20 protein-coding genes and 1 tRNA gene are annotated in these 22,026 nt (G+C 63.6%); 13 read left to right on the top strand and 8 right to left on the bottom strand.

The window, feature by feature from the left end; all coding sequences use genetic code 11:
* Positions 1–40 precede the first annotated feature (40 nt).
* The 3 genes from ATN00_RS16055 to ATN00_RS16045 are packed head-to-tail and all read right to left on the bottom strand — an operon-like array spanning position 41 to position 3,963.
* Positions 41–2,473, bottom strand: coding sequence for a TonB-dependent receptor (locus tag ATN00_RS16055; protein ID WP_062066294.1), 2,433 nt, complete (start codon positions 2,471–2,473; stop codon positions 41–43).
* Positions 2,457–3,395, bottom strand: a complete 939-nt coding sequence (locus ATN00_RS16050) for a FecR family protein (RefSeq protein ID WP_062068880.1) — start codon at positions 3,393–3,395, stop codon at positions 2,457–2,459. The genes ATN00_RS16055 and ATN00_RS16050 overlap by 17 nt, the downstream gene beginning before the upstream one ends.
* Before the next feature lie 55 nt (positions 3,396–3,450).
* Positions 3,451–3,963, bottom strand: coding sequence for an RNA polymerase sigma factor (locus ATN00_RS16045; protein ID WP_062068878.1), 513 nt, complete (start codon positions 3,961–3,963; stop codon positions 3,451–3,453).
* 116 nt (positions 3,964–4,079) lie between these two features.
* Here ATN00_RS16045 and ATN00_RS16040 point away from each other — a divergent pair, with 116 nt between their 5' ends.
* Positions 4,080–5,276: a serine hydrolase domain-containing protein gene (locus tag ATN00_RS16040; protein ID WP_197413607.1), complete on the top strand. Its 1,197-nt coding sequence runs from the start codon at positions 4,080–4,082 to the stop codon at positions 5,274–5,276.
* A 55-nt stretch (positions 5,277–5,331) separates the two neighbouring features.
* On the opposite strand, the gene ATN00_RS16035 is transcribed toward ATN00_RS16040, so the two are convergent.
* Complete coding sequence (locus tag ATN00_RS16035; RefSeq protein WP_062066288.1) at positions 5,332–5,916, bottom strand: outer membrane protein; 585 nt, start codon at positions 5,914–5,916, stop codon at positions 5,332–5,334.
* Between the two features lie 255 nt (positions 5,917–6,171).
* Here ATN00_RS16035 and ATN00_RS16030 point away from each other — a divergent pair, with 255 nt between their 5' ends.
* The gene (locus ATN00_RS16030) at positions 6,172–6,534 is read left to right on the top strand and encodes a hypothetical protein (RefSeq protein WP_062066285.1); all 363 of its coding nucleotides are present in this window, start codon (positions 6,172–6,174) and stop codon (positions 6,532–6,534) included.
* A gap of 15 nt (positions 6,535–6,549) precedes the next feature.
* Here the strand turns inward: ATN00_RS16030 and ATN00_RS16025 are convergent.
* Both ATN00_RS16025 and ATN00_RS16020 read right to left on the bottom strand, forming a co-directional pair.
* Positions 6,550–6,626: transfer RNA gene (locus tag ATN00_RS16025), tRNA-Met, on the bottom strand.
* Positions 6,627–6,728: 102 nt separating this feature from the next.
* Positions 6,729–7,574, bottom strand: coding sequence for an alpha/beta hydrolase (locus tag ATN00_RS16020; RefSeq protein WP_062066282.1), 846 nt, complete (start codon positions 7,572–7,574; stop codon positions 6,729–6,731).
* Between the two features lie 133 nt (positions 7,575–7,707).
* Between ATN00_RS16020 and ATN00_RS16015 the strand changes: the two genes are divergently transcribed.
* The 5 genes from ATN00_RS16015 (at position 7,708) to trxB (ending at position 12,793) form a co-directional block, all read left to right on the top strand.
* Complete coding sequence (locus tag ATN00_RS16015) at positions 7,708–9,117, top strand: circularly permuted type 2 ATP-grasp protein (RefSeq protein ID WP_062066278.1); 1,410 nt, start codon at positions 7,708–7,710, stop codon at positions 9,115–9,117.
* A gap of 4 nt (positions 9,118–9,121) precedes the next feature.
* Positions 9,122–10,054 carry an alpha-E domain-containing protein gene (locus tag ATN00_RS16010; RefSeq protein ID WP_062066275.1) on the top strand — a complete coding sequence of 311 codons (933 nt, stop codon included), beginning with the start codon at positions 9,122–9,124 and terminating at the stop codon, positions 10,052–10,054.
* A 20-nt stretch (positions 10,055–10,074) separates the two neighbouring features.
* On the top strand, positions 10,075–10,947 hold the full coding sequence (locus tag ATN00_RS16005; protein ID WP_062066272.1) for a transglutaminase family protein: 873 nt from the start codon (positions 10,075–10,077) through the stop codon (positions 10,945–10,947).
* 26 nt (positions 10,948–10,973) lie between these two features.
* The gene (locus ATN00_RS16000) at positions 10,974–11,711 is read left to right on the top strand and encodes a proteasome-type protease (RefSeq protein ID WP_062066269.1); all 738 of its coding nucleotides are present in this window, start codon (positions 10,974–10,976) and stop codon (positions 11,709–11,711) included.
* Between the two features lie 119 nt (positions 11,712–11,830).
* Positions 11,831–12,793, top strand: coding sequence for a thioredoxin-disulfide reductase (trxB, locus tag ATN00_RS15995; protein ID WP_062066267.1), 963 nt, complete (start codon positions 11,831–11,833; stop codon positions 12,791–12,793).
* A gap of 193 nt (positions 12,794–12,986) precedes the next feature.
* Here trxB and ATN00_RS15990 read toward each other — a convergent pair whose 3' ends face one another.
* Together ATN00_RS15990 and ATN00_RS15985 are read right to left on the bottom strand one after the other, a co-directional pair.
* Positions 12,987–13,277 (bottom strand): acyl carrier protein, encoded by a 291-nt coding sequence (locus ATN00_RS15990; protein ID WP_062066264.1) that lies wholly within the window; start codon positions 13,275–13,277, stop codon positions 12,987–12,989.
* Between the two features lie 27 nt (positions 13,278–13,304).
* The gene (locus ATN00_RS15985) at positions 13,305–14,312 is read right to left on the bottom strand and encodes a GNAT family N-acetyltransferase (RefSeq protein WP_062066260.1); all 1,008 of its coding nucleotides are present in this window, start codon (positions 14,310–14,312) and stop codon (positions 13,305–13,307) included.
* Positions 14,313–14,361: 49 nt separating this feature from the next.
* Between ATN00_RS15985 and ATN00_RS15980 the strand changes: the two genes are divergently transcribed.
* The 6 genes from ATN00_RS15980 (at position 14,362) to ATN00_RS15955 (ending at position 21,984) form a co-directional block, all read left to right on the top strand.
* Positions 14,362–15,903 (top strand): acyl-CoA ligase (AMP-forming), exosortase A system-associated, encoded by a 1,542-nt coding sequence (locus ATN00_RS15980; RefSeq protein ID WP_062066257.1) that lies wholly within the window; start codon positions 14,362–14,364, stop codon positions 15,901–15,903.
* Complete coding sequence (locus tag ATN00_RS15975) at positions 15,900–17,132, top strand: pyridoxal-dependent decarboxylase, exosortase A system-associated (RefSeq protein WP_062066254.1); 1,233 nt, start codon at positions 15,900–15,902, stop codon at positions 17,130–17,132. Before ATN00_RS15980 ends, ATN00_RS15975 begins: the two co-directional genes overlap by 4 nt.
* 132 nt (positions 17,133–17,264) lie before the next feature.
* Positions 17,265–17,909 carry an XrtA/PEP-CTERM system exopolysaccharide export protein gene (locus ATN00_RS15970; RefSeq protein ID WP_062066251.1) on the top strand — a complete coding sequence of 215 codons (645 nt, stop codon included), beginning with the start codon at positions 17,265–17,267 and terminating at the stop codon, positions 17,907–17,909.
* A 1-nt stretch (position 17,910) separates the two neighbouring features.
* Positions 17,911–19,428 carry an XrtA system polysaccharide chain length determinant gene (locus tag ATN00_RS15965; RefSeq protein ID WP_062066248.1) on the top strand — a complete coding sequence of 506 codons (1,518 nt, stop codon included), beginning with the start codon at positions 17,911–17,913 and terminating at the stop codon, positions 19,426–19,428.
* Positions 19,429–19,441: 13 nt separating this feature from the next.
* Positions 19,442–20,371 (top strand): P-loop NTPase family protein, encoded by a 930-nt coding sequence (locus ATN00_RS15960; protein ID WP_062066245.1) that lies wholly within the window; start codon positions 19,442–19,444, stop codon positions 20,369–20,371.
* Positions 20,368–21,984: a hypothetical protein gene (locus ATN00_RS15955; protein WP_062066241.1), complete on the top strand. Its 1,617-nt coding sequence runs from the start codon at positions 20,368–20,370 to the stop codon at positions 21,982–21,984. The genes ATN00_RS15960 and ATN00_RS15955 overlap by 4 nt, the downstream gene beginning before the upstream one ends.
* The last annotated feature ends 42 nt before the right edge of the window (positions 21,985–22,026 follow it).

The raw sequence follows: 22,026 nt of genomic DNA, 5'->3' as shown, positions 1-22,026 counted from the left end.
GCCGTCCGATCAAACCCGTCCTGAAATATTCACCCGGCGTTCAGAAGGCGAAATCAAGCCCGACGCGGACGGTGCGCGGCCGCAGCGGCGTATAATAATCGCTGTGCAGGTCGAAGGGCGTTCCCAGCGAAAAGCGGTTTCCGTTGCTGTCGAACAGATTGGACAGGGAAAGCGACCATTGCATGGGGCCGCGCGTCAGGCTGGCGGAAAAGGCGGTGTCGACATAATCGCCCTGGGTGCGGCCCAATATCGGGCCGACGCCCAGCCGCGATTTTCCGACATAGCGTGCGGAGGCCGACAGATGGAGCGAGAGGAGGTCGCTTACCGGCGTGCGATAGTCGACCGCCAGCCGCCCGCTGAGATCAGCGACATTGGGCAGCGAAAGCCTGCGGCCGTCATAGGAGAGCGTCCGCAGGAACTGCGCGGGCTGATCGAGGCGGCTGTCATTGTAGATCATGCTGGCGTCGAGCGTGATCTTCGGCATGGGGCGCAGCACCACGCGTCCCTCTATCGTATAGATGCGGCCGTCGCCGATATTGGCCGTGGTCGGCAGCCCGATCCGGTCGGTCACGTCCGCCTGGATGTCGCGCCAGTCCGTATAGGCGATGTTGGCGGAAATCGCCACGGGATCGCGGCCGGGCACGCCTTTGCGGAAACCCGCTTCCAGCGTCGAGACGCGATCATTGCGGAAGCGTTCGATGCGCTGGTCGTCCACGGCCAGACCGCCAGGACGAAACCCCTGTTGAAACCGCGCGTAGAGCGTGATGCCGGGCAGGGCGTCGCTCAGCACCGAGGCGGAAGGCAGGAACATGGTTTCGCCGCGGTTGGCCTGCGCTTCGGCATAGGCGATATCGGCCGCGGCGAGCAGGGAGATGGGATCGTTCGCCTCACCCGACAGGCGGCTGTTGGTCAGCCGTCCGCCCAGCGTGGCGATCAGCCCCTTGACCGGTTCGAATGAGGCTTCGGCGAAGATCGTCGCTTCCTTGATCCGGTTACGCACGCCTGTTGCTGTCGCCGCCATGCCCCGCCCGAACATGGGGACGCCGGGAATGATCTGCGGTTGGAAAGCCGCCGTGCCATAGGATGTGAGCGACCGGCGGATGTCGGACGTGCTTTCGAGATAGGATGCGCCCAATATCCAGCCCAGCCCATTGTCCAGATCGCGCACCAGCCGGTTTTCGGTCGAAAAAATCTCCACCTTGTTCCTCTGTCGGAACAGGGCGGGCGGTCCGCCGGGCTGGGTCGCGTCATAGCTTTCGGCGAGGATGTTGCGGACATAGCCGGTGGACGACACGAAGCGCATATCGTCCCATTGCCGCTCCACCCGTGCGTTGAGGAGCAGATAATCGGAATGATAGGGCTGGGCGACGCTCGAATCCCGTGTCAGGCGTCCGCTGTTTCGGCTGGCATATTGCGCGTCCCGGCCGTTGATCCGCTGGTAGAGGCCGCTGAGGTCGATGGTCCAATCCTCGTCGGGCGCAAAACGCAGCGCCGCCCGCGTGCCGTAGATGCGCGTCCGGTTAACGTCGTCGCGATCCCGTAACCGGTCGTCGATATAGCCGCCCTCCTGCACGCCATAGCCCACGACGCGCAGCGCGATCTTCTCCGGCACGATGGGCAGGTTGAGCACCGCCGCCAGGTCGCCGCCCGGATCGCCATGCTGCGTGGCGGAGACGCCCGCCGAAATCTGGCCGCCCGTTTCGCCCAGATTGGGCGGATTGGGAATGATGCGGATGATGCCGCCCAGCGATCCCGCGCCGTAAAGCGTGCCCTGCGGCCCTTCCAGCACTTCGACGCCGCGCATGTCGTAAAGGCGCAGGTCCGGGTCCGGCGCGGCGTAGTTGAGGCGCATGTCACCCAGATATTGTCCCGTCGTTGCCTGCGTCGGCCCCGCCACGCCCGAATCCGCGATGGCGCGGATGAAGAGCTTGTTGCGGCCCGATCCGGCATGGGTGGAACTGAGGCTCGCCACGCGGGAGAGGAGCGCCGCCGATCCGCCCGCTGCTTCGCCGCTGTCGAACAGACCGCCGCTCACCATGTCCACCAGGCCGGCATAGCGCGGCAGCGGCACGTCACGCTTGGAAGCGGTGACGATGATCTCCGCTGGCGGCGGCGCTGGCGGGAGCGCGGCGGTGCTGGCGGGACGATGAGGGATGGGCCGCGCCGGAAGAGACGCGCGCACGATACGGAACGTCCGGTCGTCGATCCGGCGTATGGAGGCATGGCTACCCTTGAGCAGGCGCTTGAGCGCGGCTTCCGCAGACATCCGTCCGCGCACGGCAGGGGTGGCGATGCCTGCGAGCGACTGATCCGACATGCCGATGCTGGCGCCCGTTTGATGGCCGAGCGCGATCGCCGCCTCGCCCAGCCTGCCGGGAGCGAGGTTTATATTCTGTCTGTCCGCCGCCCGCGCAGGCGTTGCGGCCGCTATGGCGAGGGCGGTGACGAAAAGGACGTCAGCTTTGCGGACCATCCCCTTCTTTCAGCAGCCATCCGTCCCCTTGACGAACGGCGGTCAATCCCATGAGCGGCGCGGCGCCGGTGAAGAAACGGGCCGGGTCCTTGTCCAGCGCGATGGTGCCGGTGAAGCGCATCGCCGCAGCGCCGGGCGTGGCGGTCAGGCGCACGCCGATGGAGCGCGCAATATCCTCGCCGATCTCATCGATCCGGGCGTTGGCATAGACCAGCCGGCCGCTGCGCCAGCTTGCCACGGCTTCGGGCGCGATGGGCATGACGTGCAGCCCCGTGGCGTCCTGGGTCAGGGCGCGGCCTGCGGGCAGGGCGATGGCCTGCGCGGAGGGGTTGTAGATCACCTTGCCTTCCGACACCCCGATACGGGTCGAAGCGCCGCTATGGACGATGTTGAAGACGGTGCCCGCATCCTCGAACACATCGTCGCCCACCATCACGCGAAAGGGATGGGTATCGTCATGCCGCACGGTGAAGGCCGCCTCGCCCTTATCGAGCGCGGCGAAGCGCGGATCCTTGCGGTCGAGCCGCAGCGTCGTGCCGCCGTTCACGTCGATCCGCGTGCCGTCGTCCAGCGCAATCATGCGGCTTTCGCCGGGCGCGGTCGTGACGGTGTAGATGTCGCTCCGGTTCACGACGCTGAGCGAAACCACCGCAACCAGCGCCGCCGCCACTGCGCCGCCGCCGATCCAGCGCATGGGCCTCCAGCGCCGTTCGCCCGGATCACCGGCGTCGTTCGCGGGCGCGGGCATGTGCACGGGATCGGCGGGGATGAGCTGTTCCAGCCCCGCATCCTGCGCCATCAGCGCGTCATAGGCCGCCGCATGGGCCGGATCGACCTCCAGCCATGCGGTGAAGCCTTCCCAATCGACAAATTCCGGATCGCGCGTGCGGATCACCCACATGAGCGCATCCTCATGGATCATGGCATCAGCCCTGTTCATTTTTCACCCCTTGCAGGCTGTGACGCCACCATCGCGCTCATTCCGTCTCCAGCCTCTGCTTGAGGGCGATCATGGCGCGATAGGCCTTCTGCAAATCCTTCTCCACGGTGGTGAGGCTTACGCCCAGTTCCTGCGCGATCTGTCGTTGGCCGACCCCCTCGATACGGAAGCGGCGGAACACCAGTTCGACGCGCGGGCCAAGGTCGCGCAGCACGGCGCGCGCTTCCCCCAGCCGCTGCGTCAGGATCATCCGTTCGTCCACGGCCATATCGCTCGTCGGATCGGCCATCACGCCGCCCGCACCCTCCGCCCAGTCCTGCTCGCGCTTTGCGCGGCGGACGGTGGAGCGGTAGCGGTCCAGCATCAGATTATTGGCCATGCGATAAAGATAGGGCAGGGGATCGGCCACCGGGCCGAGATCCTTCGCCTCCAGCTTCATCCACATGTCCTGCAACATGTCCTCCGCATCGTCGCCAGCGCCGCGGCCCCGCAAGAAACGCAGCAGGGCAGGGCGGTTCTGGAGGAAGATTGCGGAAAGGCCCGTGGCCATGTCCATTCAGGGTCCAGTGCTTGCCGTTCAGGCCGGTTGCAATAGAGGCGTGGGCGGGGTCTTGGCAAGGTGATGACGGTTTACCTGAGCGCGGCGCTGCTTTAGCGATCGCGGACATGGCACAAGCGCATATGACAGGATTTGCCGATCGGGATGCGGCGCGGGACGTGGGGATGGACCCGGACCGGATCGACGCGCTGGTGGCGTATTTCGACCGAACCTATGTGGCGAGCGGGAAATTGCCGCATTTGCAACTGCTGCTGTCGCGGGACGAGCGGATCGTCCTGTCGGTGAGCGGGGGACGCGCGCGGGCCAGCGGGGAGCCGCTGTGCGAGGATGCGCTGTTCCGTATCGCATCCATGACGAAGCCGGTGACGTCGGTCGCCTTCATGATGCTGGTGGAGCAGGGGCTGGTGGCGCTGGACGATCCGGTGACCGATGTGGTGCCCGAATTCGCCCGGCTGCGCGTGGGTATGGAGGAGAAGGCGCTCAAAAGGCCGATGCGGATGATCGACCTGCTGCGCCATACATCAGGCTTTACCTATGGCTTGCAGCGGCGGACAGCCATCGACGCGCGCTACCGCGAACTGGGGCTGGACGAGTTTCAGCAAAAGCGGTCATCCGACGATTTCATCGCTGCGCTGGCGGATATTCCGCTGGAATTTTCGCCGGGGGAAAACTGGAATTATTCGGTTTCGACCGATGTGCTGGGGGTCGTGGCCGAACGGCTGACGGGGATGGATCTGGAAAGCCTGTTCCGTGCCCGGATATTCGATCCGCTGGGGATGCCCGACACCTTCTTCACCGTGCCTGCCGATCGGGTGGACCGCCTGACCGATGCATGGCGTTTTGTCCCGGGCGGCGGGTTGGCGCTGGGCGATCGCGGCGCGCGGAGCGGTTGGAGCCGTCCCCTGCGATTCCGCGCGGGCGGCGGCGGGCTCGTTTCCTCGACCGGGGACTATCACCGTTTCGCGCGGATGCTGCTGCGCGGCGGAGAATTGGATGGCGTGCGGCTGCTGCGGTCCGAAACGGTCGAAGCGATGCGGACCAATCAGTTGCCGGGCGGCCGTGATCTTACCAGCATGTCGACGGGCATGTTCAGCGAAGTGGATTATGCGGGATTGGGCTTTGGCCTGGGTTTCGCCATGGAGCTGGGAACGCAGGTCTATAGCTGGGGCGGCATTTTTTCGACGCATTTCTTCATCGACCCGGTGGAACGGATGATCGCCATCCTCATGACCCAGCACCTGCCGTCGAACATCCACCCCATCCGCAATGAACTGCGCGTGGCGGCAAGGGCGGCGATAAAATGAAACAAGCCCCGCACGATGGCGGGGCTTGCAACATTGTTTTCCGATAACCGGTCGATCAGAAGCGGTAGCCGAGGATCAGCGCCGCCTGATGGCGTTCCGGCTTTACGCCCACGATATGCTCATAGCTCGAATAGCGATATTCCGCGCGCGCCGTAAAGCCATTGAAGGTGGTTTCCACACCGGCGCCCAGACGATAGCCGTCCAGATTCTTGCTGGCGCGCGAAAGGTCGACGCCATCGTCATAGACCGCCTTGACGCGGGCATTGGTGTAGCCGCCCTTTGCATAGAGCATGACGTTGTTGACTATTTCGCCGCCGATGCGGACGCCCGCATAAAGATCGCGGCCGGTCTTCAGCGAAGCGCTGTCGCCGGGGATCAGGATATTGGTTGCGCGATCTTTGGTGTCGGAATCGGCATATTCGCCCTCGATGCCGAACACGGCGCCGTTCAGGTTGATGTCATAGCCGACCACGCCGCCATAGAGCAGGCCGCTGTCATGGGTGCGGGCATCGAAATCGGTGTGGTCGAGGCCGACGACGGCGCCGATATAGGGTCCCGAGAAAGGCGTGGCGTCCTGCGCGAAAGCGGGAGCCGCGACGCCGGCGGAAAGCAGTGCGACCGCTGCGATAAGTTTCTTCATTGTTTCTACCTCATTCATCATTCCATGAAAGCGATGCGTCCTTAAGAGGAATAATGATCGAGCGTAAAGTGCTAGTGTTATGTTTATGCCTATATTGACATTTCTTATGTTGTAATTTTACATCATCCCTTGAATTCGGGGAATGTAATTCCAAGTCAGTGACATGTTTGCCATTAATCTGCCATTCATCTTTGGCTTACTGTGAAAAGTGATCCATGGCCGAAGGGGTGTATCGCAGGAGGAAAGTGGCTGCGGATGGGCTGGGCCAAATTGTCCATCCTCGCGACATATGGCGAAGCCGAAACGATCGACGATCTACTCGACGTGGCGGAGGACTGCACCGCCCACGAGTTGAAGATGTATTCCGCGATGGCAATCGATCCCGATGGCCAGACGGTCGTGTTGCACCTCGACAGCGAGCAGTACGCCCTGCTTGAACAGGCCCTGCTGGCCGAAGGCGCTAGACTGGAGCTCAAGGATGTGGGGGCAATCCTCGATAGTCACTATCTGAATCGCGATAGCGCGCTGGGGGATACGCCATTGGGAAGGTCGAAAGGGGAACAAAGACTCCCAACTGATGTGGGCGTGTCCGGCGACGATTTAGGGAAAACCGTGTAATTCAATATGTTGGAATGGTAGCGGAGGAGGGACTTGAACCCCCGACACGCGGATTATGATTCCGCTGCTCTAACCAGCTGAGCTACTCCGCCCCATGGGCCTCGCGTGGCGTGTCGCCCTGCGGTGAGGGCGCGCTATACGCAGCGGGGGCGGACCGGTCAACGGGGTTTGAAAGAGGCCGTGAAATTATCGCTTCATTTCCGGCGGACCGTCCATCCCGATGGTGGCGAAGTGGGATAAACGGTCAGCTTGCCTGTATCGATCGCCTGCACCGCCTGCGTCACGAGCGGACCGATGCGGCTCATGTCCGGTGCGTGGCCCGCGCCCGGCATCATGATTTCAACGGCCGGAGTCCGGGCGGTGGCAAAGAGCGCCGCAGCCTGGCCCAGATCGACCCGGTCATCGGCGCTCCCCTGGAACATGATGAAGGGCGCGCCGATCTTCGTCACTGCATCCAGATTGTTCCATTTGTCGGGCAGCAGCGCGCTGACGCCGCCCGGCGCCGATTCCTCCAGCTTATCGAAGGTGGAAAGCGTGACCACGCCGGCCACCCGAACCGTCGCGGCGACATGCAGCGCGACTGCGCCGCCCAGAGAGTGCCCGACCAGAAAGATGCGGGCCTTGGGCCCCACAAGCGCTTTTGCCTTGGCAACAAAAGCGCGACCGTCCGCCACAAGGCCCGCCTGCGTCGGCTTGCCCGGATTACCCCCGAACCCGCGATAGGAGGCGACGATCACATGGTCGCCATGGCCGGTCAGATGTTCCGCATAGCGTGCGCCCACGCCCTGGTTCGATCCGCGTCCATGAAAGAAGATCAGCACATCATGATCGTCGGCCGCGCCGGGCCAGTAATAGCCGGTCAATGCCAGTCCGCCTTCGCTTTGCACGGTCAGGGGCTGCGACGGCTTTTTCGTCCAGCTTTCGACGCTGATGGGGGTGTTGTCCGCCTTGTAGATCTGTTCGCGCACCGTGGCGGCGCAGGACGTCAGGGCGAAAGCGGCCAGTAATACGCCGCCGATAGCGCGATTGCGAGAAGGCATGATAATCCTTTCAGCCGGGCGGGCGAACAATGCCAATGGGATGCCTGACACATTTTTGTCTTGCAATCCCTCGCCAGCATTGCACTAATGCTGCAATGCACAATTGGCCTTTGGCCGAGGGAGGATCGACGCTTTGCCCTTCCATGAAATGTTTGAGCCTGATGGTTCCGTTCGCGCCTGTTACGACGAAGTGCAGAAATGGGTGGAGCGGACCGGTATAGCCGGGCTCAATCGTCGCATGGAGGAAGCCGAAGCGATTTTTCGCCGCATCGGCATTACTTTCGCCGTCTATGGCGAAGGCGGCGATCCGGAAAGGTTGATCCCCTTCGATCTGCTCCCCCGCATCTTCACCGCGCAGGAATGGCGGGTGTTGGACCGGGGCATCAAGCAGCGGGCGCGGGCATTGAATGCCTTCCTGCTCGACGTCTATCATCGCGGAGAGATCATCAAGGCGGGGATCATCCCGGCCGACATCATTTATCGGAACAGCGCCTATCTGGCCGAAATGGTGGGTTTTACGCCGCCGGGCAGGGTTTACAGCCATATCGTGGGCATCGACATCGTGCGGACGGGGTCGGCGCGTTTCGAGGTGTTGGAGGATAATTGCCGCACGCCTTCGGGCGTATCCTACATGCTGGAGAACCGGGAGATCATGACGCGCATGTTCCCGGAGCTGTTTGGCGAAGGACTTGTCGCGCCGGTGGATGATTATCCCGCCGAACTTCTCAAAAGCCTCAAGGAGGTCGCCCCGCCCGCCTGCAAGGGCGATCCGGTCGTGGTGGTGCTGACGCCCGGCGCGCTCAACAGCGCTTATTATGAGCATAGTTTCCTCGCCGACCTGATGGGCGTGGAACTGGTGGAACCGGCGGACCTGTTCGTGGACGATGGCCGGGTCTGGATGAAGACGACGCTGGGGCCAAAGGCGGTCGACGTGATCTATCGCCGGATCGACGACGAATATCTCGACCCATTGACCTTCCGGCCCGACAGCCAGCTCGGTATTCCCGGCATCTTTCATGTCTATCGCAGCGGCGGCGTGACGCTGGCCTCCGCGCCGGGCGCGGGGATCGCGGACGACAAGGCGGTCTATATTTACGTGCCGGAAATGATCCGCTTCTACCTGGGCGAGCAGCCGATCCTCGACAATATCCAGACATGGCAATGCTCCAGGCCGGACGAATGCGCCTATGTGCTGGAGCATCTGCACGAACTGGTGGCGAAGGAAGTCCATGGGTCGGGCGGGTATGGCATGTTGATCGGGCCAAAGGCGTCGACGGCCGAGGTCGAAGCCTATGCCGACCGGATCAGGGCCAATCCCGGCGAATTCATCGCCCAGCCGACGCTGGACCTGTCCACCGTTCCGACGCTCGGCCCCGCCAGCGTGGTGGGCCGCCATGCCGATTTCCGTCCCTATTGCCTCGTTGGCAAGCAGATCCGGCTGGTGCCCGGCGGGTTGACCCGCGTGGCGTTGACCGAAGGGTCGCTGGTCGTGAACTCCAGCCAGGGCGGCGGGGTCAAGGATACATGGGTGCTACAGGATTGATGCGATGCTGAGCCGGACCGCTGAAAACCTTTTCTGGATGGCCCGCTATATGGAGCGGGCCGAAGCCACCGCGCGCCTGCTGACCATGGGGCAGCGCATGACGATCCTGCCGGGCGCGCATCACCGCGACGAATGGCGATCGGTCGTGCGTGCGGCGGGATGCGAGGGGCAGTTCCCCGCAGGAACGCCCGTCACCGAAAGCGATGTCGTATCCTATCTGATGCTGGACCCGGACAATCCATCCTCGATCAGATCCTGCCTGCTCAAAGCGCGCGCCAATGCGAAGTCGGCGCGCACGATGCTGACGCAGGACATGTGGGAATCATTGAACGAGGGCTGGCGCAAGCTCGACAGCTATGACCTAGCCGAGGCGCGGCAGCAGCTTCCCGCGCTGATCGACTGGGTCAAGACGCGGGTGATGACTTTCCGGGGCGCGGCCGATGCGGGACAGCTTCGCAACGAGGGCCATGATTTCCTGCGGGCCGGGGCCGCGCTGGAGCGGGCGCAGATGACGTTGCGGCTGCTGGACGTCAAATATTATGTCCTGCTCCCCGAAACAGAGGTCATCGGCGGCAACCGCGATCATTATCAATGGACATCGGTGCTTTATGCCCTGTCCGGGGTGCGGGCCTATCATCATGTCTATGGCGGCACCTATACGCCCTGGCAGATCACTGACTTCCTGATGCTCAACCGGCTGTTCCCGCGCAGCGTCGCCTTTTGCGCCGATCAGCTTGCCTACCGGCTCAACCGGCTGGCGGGATGGCATGATTCGCGGGGGCCATGCCACGATACCGTGCAGGAAATGGTCGGCGTCATGGAAGGGCTGGATAGCGGAGAGATTTTCCGCCGCGGCTTGCACGAAACCGTGCAGATGGGGCTGAAGATGACCAACAAGCTGGGCCATGAAATCGCCCAGACCTATTATTTCATTTAGCAAAGGTAGAGCGTTCCGTCATGAAACTGCTCATCCGGCACCAGACTGTCTATCGCTATGCCCAGTTGGCGGGCCGCGTCGCCATGCGGCTGAAGCTGATGCCCGTCGACACGCCGCAGCAAAAGGTGCGGGAGTGGCGTGTCAGCATCAATGACGAACCGGTCACCGGCTTTCACCTCAACGGCAATGGAGAGAAGGAGGGGGTGTGGATTTGCCATGGTCAGATCGACCATGTCACCGTCGTGGCGGAGGGACTGGCGGAGACGACGGAAACCCATGGCGTCCTTGGTTGGCCGTCAGGGCAGGTCGATCCGCGTTATTTCCTGCGCGATACGCCGCTGACGCGTGCATCCGACGGGATTCGCGATCTGGCCCTTTCCGTGGCGCAGCAGGGGGCGCCGCTGGATCAGCTCCATGCCCTGTCCGCGGCAATCAGGGAAGCGGTCAGTTATCGTTCCGGCGTGACGGCGGCGGACACCGCCGCCGCCGAAGCCTTTGCCCTGGGCGCGGGCGTCTGTCAGGATCATGCCCAGATATTCATCGCCGGCGCGCGGGCGCTGGGGATGCCGGCGCGCTATGTTTCGGGCTATCTGCTGGCGGAAGAAGACCATGCCCTGCACGAAACCCATGGCTGGGCCGAAGCGTTGGTGCCCGATCTTGGCTGGGTGGGGTTTGATCCGTCCAACCAGGTCTGCGTCACGGAAAGCTATCTGCGCGTGGCGTCGGGGCTGGATGCGGATGCCGCCGCGCCGATCCGGGGTTCGGTCACGCTGACGGGCGATATGTGGATTGACGCGGACGTCCGGATCGCGCAGGCCGAGGAAGGGCTGGAGGCGCGGCAGTTGCAGCAACAGCAGCAGCAAAGCGCGCGCTCGTCCATCCTGAAGAGATAGGCAGGCATTCGGGGAGCCGCAGGGGCATGACATATTGTGTGGCGGTGCGCGTCGACCAGGGACTGGTCATGCTGTCCGACACCCGCACCAATGCGGGCATGGACAATATCGCTCGTTTTCGGAAAACCTTCACCTATGTGAACCCCGGCGAGCGCGCCATCGCCCTCATGTGTTCCGGCAACCTGTCCATCACGCAGGGCGTCAAGACGATGCTGGGCCGCGCGATCAAGGATTCTGCGCTTGATCCCGATGTCGAAACCATCCTCAACTGTCCGACCATGCACCGCGTGGCGGAGATTGTGGGCGACGCCATGTGTTCGATGCAGGGGCAATATCGCAACACGATCGAAATGCAGGGATCGGCCGCTGACGCTTCCATCCTGATCGCTGGACAGCGCAAGGGCGGGAAGCCGCGTCTTTATCTGGTCTATTCCGCCGGCAACTTCATCGAGGCGACCGAGGACACGCCCTTCTTCCAGATCGGCGAACATAAATATGGCAAGCCGATCCTGGATCGCATCATTCAGCGCAAAACCAGTCTGGAGGACGCTGCGAAGGCGGTGCTGGTGTCGATGGATTCGACGCTGCGTTCCAACCTTTCCGTGGGGATGCCGCTCGACCTCGCCGTGATCGAGCGGGATGCATTCGATTTCCGCGTCCGCACCCGTATCGAGGCGGATGACAGGCAATTTTGGAAAATTTCGAAGGGCTGGTCCGCCGCGTTGCGGAAGGGGTTTCAGGCCCTGCCCAATGTGCTGGACTGAACGCCGGCTGATCGCTGGCCTATCAGGGGCAGAGGGAAATCCATGGCCAACTGATGCTTGCGCGAAGGCAGGCGGGCCTTATCTCCTTGCCCACAACGAATCGCAGCTGAAAGACCATCATGACCGCTACCCATTCGACCCGCATGCTCATCCTCGGTTCCGGCCCTGCTGGCCTGTCCGCCGCCATTTACGGCGCGCGCGCGGGTCTGGCGCCGATCGTGGTGCAGGGAATGCAGCCGGGCGGGCAGCTTACCATCACGACGGATGTAGAGAATTATCCCGGCTTCAAGGACGTGATCCAGGGGCCTTGGCTGATGGAGCAGATGCAGGCGCAGGCCGAACATGTCGGCGCGCAGATGGTCTATGACATGATTGTCGATGTCGACCTTTCGCAGCGCCCTTTCCGCCTGACCGGGGATAGCGGCACCGTCTATGTCGCCGACAGCCTGGTGATCTGCACCGGCGCGCAGGCCAAATGGCTGGGCGCAGAGGGCGAGCAGTTGCTTCAGGGCAAGGGCGTGTCGGCCTGCGCCACCTGCGATGGCTTTTTCTATCGCGGCAAGAAAGTGGTTGTGATCGGCGGCGGCAATACGGCGGTCGAGGAGGCGCTCTACCTCACCAATCACAGCCATGACGTGACGCTGATCCATCGCCGCGATTCATTCCGCGCGGAAAAGATCCTGCAGGAACGCCTGTTCGCGCATCCGAACATCAAGGTCGTCTGGAACCAGAAGGTCGAACGCTTTGTGGGCGGCGGCGATCCTGAAGGTCTGGTCGGCGTCGACCTGATCGACACGGTGACGGGCAAGGCCAGCCATATCGAGGCGGACGGTGCCTTCGTGGCCATCGGGCACCAGCCCGCGACCGAATTGTTCGCGGGCAAGCTGCCGATGGACGATGGCTATCTGCTGGTGGAAAAGGGCACGACCCGGACCGCCATCCCCGGCGTGTTCGCGGCGGGCGACGTTACCGACAAAATCTATCGGCAGGCCGTGACGGCGGCGGGCATGGGCTGCATGGCCGCGCTGGACGTGGAGAAATTCCTTGCCGAAGCCGATTTCGAGGCGCTCGCGGCGGAGTAGAGTCGCCTTTGTTCGGTGGCGGTGGGGTTATGATGCGGCCATAACCCCCTCCGCCATGCTGAATTTAGCTTCGCTGGCCTTCGGCTCAGGGTCCGTTTCGCTGGATTGAGTGGAGGTTGCGAGGCGCGATGGATACTGAAGCAAGTTCTGCATGACGGTGAGGGTTATGGCCCCTCATGGCTGAAAACTGGCCTTAACCGCCGATCTTCATCCGCGCGAAGGCGACCAGCGTTCCGAATGTCTCGAACGTATCGCCGTCAATATCCTCATCGTCGATCAGGATGTGGAAGCGGTCTTCCATTTCGGTGAGCAGGCCCGCGACAGCCATGGAATCCAGTTCCGGCAGCGCGCCGAACAGCGGCGTATCGACTTCGAAAGCGTCGACCCGTTCCTGCGACAGGCCCAGCACGTCGCGCAGCAGCGCTCGCGTCAGGCCATCCACATCGTCCATCCGGTCGACCGGCTGAGAATCTTCTGCCCGCATGATGGGCGCCCTCTAATCGTTCCCGGTCTATCCCACAAGCGCGGAAATGGCTGTCCGTGCGGCCGGCAGCCATGTGGAGGCGTGACGCGGATTGAAACAATCGATGCGATGTAGCGTCGCCCGGTCTTCCATCCAATCCTTCTTATAGGGATTGTCGCCCGTGCCATAATCGATGACCGACACACGATCCGTGTCGATCGCGTGGGCGAACATGGCATGGCTTAGCAACGTGCCGGGCGAAGCCTGATCGAAAGCCTGATCGTGCGATAGCTTGTGGATCAGCGCGATGTCGTTTTCCACGGTCCAGATCTGCGTGGCGACCGGCATATCATCCCGTCGTGCAAAGCCCATCCGCAACGTGCCCGCCGCGCTTTCCCGCTCGGCCAGTTCGCGCAGGAAGGAGAGGCCCGGTTCCGCGTCCTTCCAGCTCCGGGCATGGACATGCTGGTAATCGGTCCACAAGGCATCGTTCAGGCGACCGGTTATCTCCATGACAAAGGGATGACCGCGCCCCTTGCGCCTGACCTGGCTGCGAAGGCGTCCGGGGCGCTGCGCCCAATAGCTGGCGAAATCGCGCCCTTTGACGTTCAGCAAATGCCGCCCGCCCATGGGGCGGCGCACCGCGAACCATCCGGCGCGGCGAAAGGCGGACAGCATCCGGTCGGCTTCATCCTGCATCGGATAGAAATCGATCTGGGCGTGACGGCTCAACAGATGGCGAGCGGCTGCCTCCAGCAATTCCGTCTGCAATGGGGGAGCGGGCGAGCCAAGGAAGATCGGTCGCCAAACGAAACTATACCAGTTAGCGAGAGCCGAAAGACGGCGCGCATCGGATGGCAGCAGGAACAGCCAAAGCTCCGCATCCGCCTGCATCACCTGAAGAATATAAGTGGGCTGACCGGCAAAACAGTGGTTCTGGAGCGATTCGAACCAGTCGATCCGGTCGAACAGGCAGGGCGTCGCGGCGCGATCCAGCCGCCCGGCCAGCGCCGGACGGACTTCCGCGAAGCTGCGATATTCCCTTGTGACCGCCAAACCACTATCTCCCCGGCACGCCCCACGCGCCTAAAGGAAAAGTCTGGAGATGAAGTTAAGCGATCCCCTCTATGGCCTCCGCTATGGCGATGGGAAATTGCAGCCTATCGACCATGTGCTGCTGCGCGGTGAGCCCATGCATCCGGCGCTGGACGGCCGTTCAGGCAGCTATAATTTCTCCGAACTGGAGCAAACTTTGGCGCGTCTGGCGGGCTGGCTCGCCGGATTCGGGCTGGAGCGTGGCGCGCGCGTGGCAAGCTGGATCGCCAAGGGGCCGGTGGCCGCGCTGATGCCGCTCGCCGCGCCGCGTGCCGGGTTGGTCCATGTGCCGATCAATCCGCTGCTCAAACACACGCAGGTCGCGCACATATTGGCGGACAGCGGCGCGGCGCTTTTGATCGGCACGGCGGCCCGGCTGGATACGCTGGGCGAGGGCGATGTGCCGTCCGGCTGTCATCTCCACCGTGAGGATGACGCCGCTGCCGGGATGAGTGGGGGAGAGGGGATCGGCCCTTCCGATGCCGCGCCCGACGATCTGGCCGCCATCCTCTATACCAGCGGTTCGACCGGGCGGCCCAAGGGCGTGATGCTCAGCCATGCCAATCTGTGGCTCGGCGCGGTGGCTGTGGCTGATTATCTGCGCCTGTCGCCGCAGGATCGCACGCTGTGCGTCCTGCCGTTCAGCTTCGATTATGGGCAGAACCAGCTTTTTTCGACATGGTATGCGGGCGGATGCGTCTATCCGCTTGATTATCTGACGCCGCGTGACGTCATGAAGTCGGTGGACCGGCGCGACATCACGACCTTGGCAGGCGTGCCGCCGCTCTGGGTGCAACTTACGGAACTGGATTGGCCCCCCGAAACCGCGGCGAAGCTGAAGCGCCTCACTAACAGCGGCGGCGCGCTGACCCGTCCGCTGGTGGCGAAGCTGCGGGCGCTGTTCCCGCAGGCGGATCTTTATCCCATGTATGGTCTCACCGAAGCCTTCCGCTCCACCTATCTCCCGCCCGCGCTGGTGGAGAGCCATCCCGACAGCATGGGTTCGGCCATCCCCTTCGCGGAGATATTGGTCGTGCGCCCCGACGGCAGCCTGACCGATGACGAGGAGCCGGGCGAACTGGTCCATTGCGGTCCGCTCGTCGCGCAGGGCTATTGGCGCGACGCCCAGCGCACGGCGGAGCGTTTCAGGCCCGCGCCGCCTGCGTCCCGCTATGGCGGCACGGCGGTCTGGTCGGGCGACACGGTGCGGCGGGACGGGGAAGGGCTGCTCTTTTTTGTCGGACGGGACGATGCGATGATAAAGTCCGCCGGAAACCGGATCAGCCCGACCGAGATCGAGGAAGCCGCCGTCACGGTCGAAGGGGTGGCGGAGGCTGTTGCGCTGGGTGTGAAGGACGACCGGCTGGGGCAGGCGGTGCTGCTGCTGTTGCGCGCGGGCGATGAGGGTGTAAAGGCGCAAGTGGAAGCGCGGCTCAAGGCCGAACTCCCCAATTTCATGCAGCCCAGGGAGATTGTCGTGCTGGCCGAATTTCCGCGCAATCCCAATGGGAAGATCGACCGCGTGACCCTCGCAAAGGACTATGCGGCATGAAACCGATGGGCCCCATTCCGCCGCATTTCTCCGCCGAGGACGGCATGTTGCTGATCGGCGGCTGTGGCGCGGCCAGCCTTGTCGATGAAGCGGGCGACACGCCTCTGTTCGTCTATGACATAGGTATCGTGGAAGCGCAGGTCCGCGCCTTGCGCGATGCCATGCCCGATGTGCTGGCGATCCACTATGCGATGAAGGCCAACCCCTATGCGCCATTGCTGGCACGCATGACGGGGCTGGTGGATGGCTTTGACGTGGCCTCGGGCGGGGAACTGGCGCTGGCGCTGGAGGCGGGCATGGACCCCGCGCACATCAGCTTCGCCGGGCCGGGCAAGCGCGACGACGAACTGACCGCCGCGATCCAGTCCAGCGCGACCATCAATCTGGAGTCGGAGGGGGAAGCACGCCGCGCACTGGCGATTGGCGACCGTCTGGGGATCACGCCAAAGCTCGCCATCCGGGTAAACCCGGACTTCGATCTCAAGGGGTCGGGAATGAGGATGGGGGGCGGATCCAAGCCCTTCGGCGTGGACGCGGATCGCGCCGCTGCGCTGGCCCGCTCGGTGATGGAGGCGGGCGCGGAATGGCGCGGCTGGCATATCTTTGCGGGCAGTCAGGCGCTCGACCCGCAGGCGATCACCGACATGCAGGTCGCGACCCTCGGCCTTGCGGCGCGCCTGTCGGAGGAAGTCGGCGCGACCCCGCCGCTGGTCAATCTGGGCGGCGGCTTCGGCCTTGCCTATTTCCCCGGCGATCAACGGTTGGATATCCGCCCCATCGGCGCGGCGCTGGAAAGCGCGCTGGAAGGGCGCGCAGACATGCTGCGCGACAGCAGCTTCGCCATGGAACTCGGCCGCTGGCTGGTGGGGGAGGCGGGCGTCTACCTGACCCGCGTGATCGACGTGAAGCAAAGCATGGGCGAAACCTTCGTCGTCGTGGATGGCGGGTTGCATCACCAGCTCGCCGCCAGCGGTAATTTCGGCACGGTGGTCCGGCGCAACTATCCGATCGCTGTCGCGAATCGATTCGACATAGAACCAAAGAATGAGCAGGTGACTATCGTTGGATGTTTATGCACCCCTATCGATCGTCTGGGTGATAAAGTCGCGCTGCCACCGGTTAACGAGGGCGATCTGATCGCGATTTTCCTCGCCGGAGCCTATGGCGCGTCGGCCAGTCCTGCGACATTTCTGGGCCATCCCCCCGCGCGCCAGCTTCTGATCGGCTGAATCCGGGATGATTTAAATCCTAACGGTATCTTTACCCTTTGCGGGCATGAGAGAGGCTGAAGCCATGTGCTGATCCGGCCTGCCTCACCTCTTTGGCGGTCGCCAGCGCGTGACGCATAAAGAGGTGAGATTATGGGTTTTCAGCGGATTTCCAGGCTCGTTATCGGTGCATCCCTTTCCGCCATGGTGCTGTCGGGCTGTGCATCGAGCGCCAACGGCCCGCAACTGCCGCCCGCATCCTTCGTCGCCACGGAAGAAAAGCCGGGCGAGGAATATGTCATCGGCCCGCTCGACGAACTCACCATCTTCGTGTGGCGCAATCCCGAACTGGGCGCGAAGGTTCAGGTGCGCCCCGATGGACGCATCACCACGCCGCTCATCACCGACCTGCCCGCCGTCGGTAAGACGCCCAAGATGCTGTCTGAAGACATCAAGCAGGCGCTGTCCAAATATATCGAAAATCCGCTGGTTTCGGTGATCGTCAATAATTTTTCCGGCACGTTCAGCCAGCAGGTGCGGATCGTCGGCGCGACGGAAAAGCCCGCCTCCATCCCCTATCGCGCGAACATGACGCTGCTCGATGCGATGATCGCGGTGGGCGGCCTTTCCGAATATGCGGCAGGCAACAAGGCGCGTCTGGTCCGCTTCGACAAGGAAAGCGCCAAGCAGACCGAATATCAGGTTCGCATCGGCGACCTGCTGAAGCGCGGCGACAGCAAGGCGAATGTCATGCTGGCGCCCGGCGACGTCATCATCATCCCGGAAAGCATGTTCTGATATGGCAGGACTTTACGACGAGCTTCTGGTCATCCTCCACGGCATCTGGAACCGGCGCTGGATGGCGCTGGCGGTGGCGTGGGGCGTGTGCATGCTGGGCTGGCTGGCCGTGGCGCTCATCCCCAACAGCTATGAATCGAAGGCTCGTGTCTATGTGAACACGCAGTCGCTGCTGGAGGACAAGGTCGGCATCACGCAGGTCCAGTCCCAGCAGGACCTGGATCGCCTTCGCCAGACGCTGGCCAGCGCGGAAAATCTGGAAAAGGTCGTGCGCGGCACCGATCTGTCGCAAGGCATTTCCGGCCCCCGCGACATGGCCGCGAAGATCAGCGCCCTGCGCGAGAACATCTCCATCATGGCGCAGGCCGATCCCAGCATGATCGACATCAGCACCGTGTCCGCCGACAGCAGCCTGTCGGACGGCGCCAATGCCCGCATCGCGCAGCAGGTCGTGCAGAAGATGATCGACATCTTCCAGGAAGCGAACCTGACCAGCGACCGGACGGAAACGAAACAGAGCCTCGCCTTCCTCGACCAGCAGATCGCGCAGCGCGGCAAGCAGCTTGCCGCCGCCGAACAGCGCCGCGCCGAATTCGAACAGCGCTTCATTGGCCTGCTTCCCGGCGCGGGCACCATCGGTCAGCGCATGGACGCGGCCCGGCAGGAAATCAGCAATATCGATTCGCAGCTCGTGCAGGCGCAAAGCGCGCTGACGGCGATGAACGGCCAACTCGCGGGCACGCCGCAGACGCTGCCGGGTGTTGGCGCTTCGGGCGGACCGTCCGCTCTGGCGCAGGCGCAGGCGGACCTGGCCTCCATGCGTTCGCGCGGCTGGACTGCCGACCATCCCGACGTCATCGCCATGCAGAGGCAGGTCGATGCGCTCCGCAAGCAGGGCGGCGGCGCGGCTGGCGCCGGCGGCACGCCCAATCCCGCTTATCTGTCGGTCAAGTCCATGCAGACCGAACGCGCCGCGACCGTGCAGGCGCTGGGCGCCCGCAAGGCGCAGTTGCAGGCCGACCTCAACGTCATGACCTCGCGCCAGACGAACGAACCAGGCATCGCCGCCGAGCAGGAAAAGCTCGCCCGCGACTATGACGTGCTCAAGGCGCAATATGACAAGCTGCTCTCCGACCGTGAGGAAATCCGCCTGCGCGGCGAGGTGAAGACCGAAACCGGCGCCGTGCAGTTCCGCGTGCTCGCGCCGCCCAGCGCGCCCAGCGCGCCCGTCGCGCCCAATCGCCCGGTCCTGCTGATCGGCGTGCTGGTGCTGGGGATTGGCGCGGGCGTGGGCGTCGCGTTCGCCATCGGCCAGCTCAAGGGCACTTTCCCGACCGCCGCCCGTCTGGAGCGCGCCGCCGGCATCCCCGTCATCGGATCCATCAGCCAGACGTTCAGCGCCGGGCAGGCCGTGATCGAACGGCAGAGGCTGAAATGGTTCGCTGGCGCAAGCGGCGGTCTGGCGGCGGTCTGCCTGCTGCTGATCGCCATCGAATTCATTCAGCGCGGCATGGCGTAAGGAGGCTTCATTCATGAACAAGCATAGCTCCCTGTCGGCCAGCGGTTCGCTGTTCGAGCGCGCGACGAAAATCTATGATTTCGACGCCGCGCTGAAAGGACGCGCCGCGCCTGCCGTGGAAGCGCCCGTCGAAGCGCCGCTCCCGGCTGCCGAAATCGCGCCGGAACTGGCTGTCCCCGCTTTCGAGGAACCGCAGTTCCGCGCGCCCGCATGGACCGGCCCGGTCCAGCATGTGGACCGCGAGAAGCTGGCCGAAGAAGGCTATTTGCTTCCCGGCGGCCCTGTCACGACGATGAGCGAGGAGTTTCGCCTGCTCAAGCGTGACCTGCTGACCCAGCTTCAGGACAATGCGCGGGGCAACCGCATCCTCCTCTGCTCGCCCCATAGCGGGGAGGGGAAGAGCTTCTGCGCCATCAACCTCGCGATCAGCCTGGCGGCGGAAAAGGACCGCGAAATCCTGCTGGTGGACGCCGATTTCGGCAAGCCCGGCATTCCTGACGCGTTGGGCCTGACCGCAGGCCCCGGCCTGATGGATGCGATCAGCAATCCCGCCATCGCGATCGAGGATTGCGTGATCCGGACGGACATTCCCGCGCTGTCCGTGCTTCCAGCCGGTCAGCCGAGCAACAATGACACGGAATATCTCTCCTCCGCCCGCACCGAAATGCTGCTCCGGCGGCTGGCGGAAGGACGGCCCGAACGCATCATCCTGTTCGATTCGCCGCCTTTGCTGGCGGCTTCGGCGGCGGCCGTGTTGGCGGGCCATGCCGCCATCTCTCTGCTCGTCGTCCGGGCGGACAGGACCAACGAAAACGCCCTGCGCGAAGCCGCCGCCATGCTGAAAGGCGGAACGCAGGTGCAGCTTCTGCTCAATGGCGTCCGCTTCGCTTCGGGCGCGCGCCGTTTCGGCGGCTATTATTCCAAGGAAGGCAGCAGTTCATGACCACCCAGCGGCTTGCAGGGCGTGTGCGATGGATCGCATGGGGCGCGGCGGCTACGCTTGCCTGCGCCACGCCTGCTTTCGCCCAGTCGGGCGGCAACGGGCAGCGCACTGATGTGACGCCCTATCTGGGGGTCGATCAGGTCGTTCTCGCGCCGCTCAAGGGCGATGGCGACGTCCTGACCTACACCAATGTCACGGCGGGCGTCACCGCGCAGTTTCAGAGCCGCCGCGTCGAAGCCGCCATCGATGTGCAATATAGCCACCTTTTTGGCTGGAGCGATGATTTTGCCGATCAGGATGTCATCAGCGGCATCGTCAGCGGTCGGATCAATGTCGCGCGCGGGCTTGCCATCGACGCGGGCGCGCTGGGAACACGTGCGCGGACCGATGGCTATTCGGGCGCTTCGACCTTCGGCAGCAGCGCCACCAGCCAGGTCTATGCGGGCTATGTCGGCCCGACCTATGCCGACAAGCTGGGCATTTTCGACGTCACCGCCGCCTATCGCCTGGGCTATGCGCGGGTGGAGGATAATCTCAACCGGGATTTCCCCGGCGCGCAACGTGGCGGATCGTTCGACGATAGCTGGTCGCACATGCTCACTGGATCGGTGGGCGTCGGGCCGGGCGTCGTGTTGCCGGTCGGTCTGGTCGCGAGCGGCGGCTATAGCCGGGAAGACGCCAGCCAGCTCGACCAGCGGTTCGAGGATAAATGGGGCAGGCTGGACGCCATGCTGCCGGTGTCCCCGACCGTCGCGGTCGTGGGCGGCATCGGCTATGAAAATATCGAGATCCGCCAGCGTTCGCCGCTGCTGGACACGAACGGGGTTCCGGTCATTTCCAACGGCCGCTTCGTGACCGACAAAAGCTCGCCGCGCGCGCTGCTTTACGACTTCGACGGGATCATGTGGGATGTGGGCGTGCTTTGGCGGCCCAGCCATCGCACCTCGCTGGAAGCGCGGGTCGGCCGCCGTTACGGCTCCATGACCTATCAGGGCAGCTTCACATGGCAGGGGCGCGACAGTTCCTTCGCCGTCATCGTCTTTGACGGAATCGACAGCTTCGGCCGCATGATAACATCCGACGTGGCAAGCCTGTCGCGCAGCAATCTCAATGTGATGCGTAACCCCTTCACCGGCGATCTGACGGGCTGCGCCTTCTCGCCGACGGGCGGTGGACAGTGCTTCAACGATGCCTTGAGCGGGATCACCGAAGCCAATTTCCGCTATCGCGGCGTCGCGATGCAATATGCAAAGCGGCATGGCCCGTGGGATTTGGGCATCGGCGCGGGCTATTCGCAGCGCAAGTTCATCACGCCGTCGGGAGACACCATCTATATCCGCGGCACGAAGGATGAGAACTGGTATGCCGACGCCTCGCTCAACTATGCGCTCAGCGAGCGGGACAGCATCGGCACCGGCGTCTATATCAACTATTTCAATGCCAGCGGCGGCCGCCCCGATGTGCTGAACGGGGGCGCCTTCACCGGCTATTACCGCACCATTTCCCGCCGCCTGACGGCATCGGCGGCCCTTGGTGTCGATGGCGCGAAGGGAGATGATCTCGACACGGTCATCACCGCCATGGGCCAGCTTGGCCTGCGTTACAGCTTTTAAAGGGTTTCCGGTCACGATTGCGACGGGCCGGATGGAGACGAC

The organism is Sphingobium baderi (assembly GCF_001456115.1).
Lineage (GTDB): Bacteria > Pseudomonadota > Alphaproteobacteria > Sphingomonadales > Sphingomonadaceae > Sphingobium > Sphingobium baderi_A.
The sequence above is the reverse complement of the archived record's forward strand: the minus strand, read 5'-3'. Positions and strand labels throughout refer to the sequence as shown.